Raw genomic sequence first — 1,322 nt, forward strand, 5'->3', positions numbered from 1 at the left:
GTTCAAAGAGCAGATGATATTGTGGTGGTGCTTCCTGCTGAAGCTGGCGAAAAACATTTCGGCTTTGAGGAACGTGTGAAGTTAGTCAATCCACGTATTACCGCAGAGGGCTACAAAATCGGCACTCGTGGTTTTACAAATTACCTTTTACATGCTGACGACATGATAAAAGAATAAAGAAAGAGAGGAAAAATGATGAGATTAGCAAATGGCATTGTATTAGATAAAGACACGACTTTTGGAGAATTGAAATTCTCTGCTCTACGTCGTGAAGTGAGAATCCAAAATGAAGACGGGTCGGTTTCAGATGAAATCAAGGAACGTACCTATGACTTAAAATCCAAAGGACAAGGACGCATGATTCAAGTAAGTATTCCTGCCAGCGTGCCTTTGAAAGAGTTTGATTATAACGCACGGGTGGAACTTATCAATCCCATTGCGGACACCGTTGCTACTGCCACCTATCAAGGAGCAGATGTTGACTGGTATATCAAGGCAGACGATATTGTGCTGACAAAGGATTCTAGTTCATTCAAAGCTCAACCACAAGCAAAGAAAGAACCGACACAAGACAAATAGTCGCTAGGTAGAAAGGAGACTTTTTCGCATGAAACAGCGTGGTAAAAGGATTCGCCCATCTGGTAAAGATTTAGTCTTTCATTTTACGATAGCGTCACTCCTGCCTGTTTTCCTGCTGGTTGTCGGACTGTTTCATGTGAAGACAATCCAGCAGATCAACTGGCAGGATTTTAACCTATCACAAGCAGATAAGATTGACATTCCCTATTTAATTATCAGTTTCAGTGTCGCAATTCTTATCTGCTTGCTGGTAGCGTTTGTATTCAAACGGGTTCGCTATGATACGGTTAAACAACTTTACCACCGTCAAAAACTGGCAAAGATGATACTTGAAAACAAGTGGTATGAATCTGAACAGGTCAAAACAGAGGGTTTCTTTAAAGATAGTGCTGGTCGTACAAAGGAAAAGATAACCTACTTCCCTAAAATGTATTATCGACTTAAAAATGGCTTGATACAGATACGGGTGGAAATCACGCTGGGAAAATATCAAGACCAACTCTTACACTTGGAAAAGAAATTAGAGAGTGGCTTGTACTGTGAGCTGACGGATAAAGAGTTAAAGGATTCCTATGTGGAATATACTTTGCTCTATGACACCATAGCCAGTCGTATTTCTATTGATGAAGTAGAAGCTAAAGATGGTAAACTTCGCTTAATGAAAAACGTATGGTGGGAATATGATAAGCTCCCTCATATGTTGATTGCTGGTGGTACAGGTGGCGGTAAAACTTACTTTATAC

General features: G+C 40.4%; 2 protein-coding genes and 1 pseudogene. All 3 read left to right on the top strand.

What is annotated here, in order from left to right; genetic code table 11:
* On the top strand, positions 1 to 177 hold a 177-nt coding region (locus tag ACFXI4_RS44685), incomplete at its 5' end, for a DUF961 family protein (RefSeq protein WP_385003444.1).
* Between the two features lie 15 nt (positions 178 to 192).
* Positions 193 to 579, top strand: coding sequence for a YdcP family protein (locus tag ACFXI4_RS44690; protein WP_000985015.1), 387 nt, complete (start codon positions 193 to 195; stop codon positions 577 to 579).
* A gap of 28 nt (positions 580 to 607) precedes the next feature.
* Positions 608 to 1,322: pseudogene (locus tag ACFXI4_RS44695) on the top strand (ATP-binding protein); the annotation flags it as partial.

The sequence above is a fragment of the Streptomyces sp. NPDC059224 genome (genome assembly GCF_042754285.1).
GTDB lineage: Bacteria > Actinomycetota > Actinomycetes > Streptomycetales > Streptomycetaceae > Streptomyces.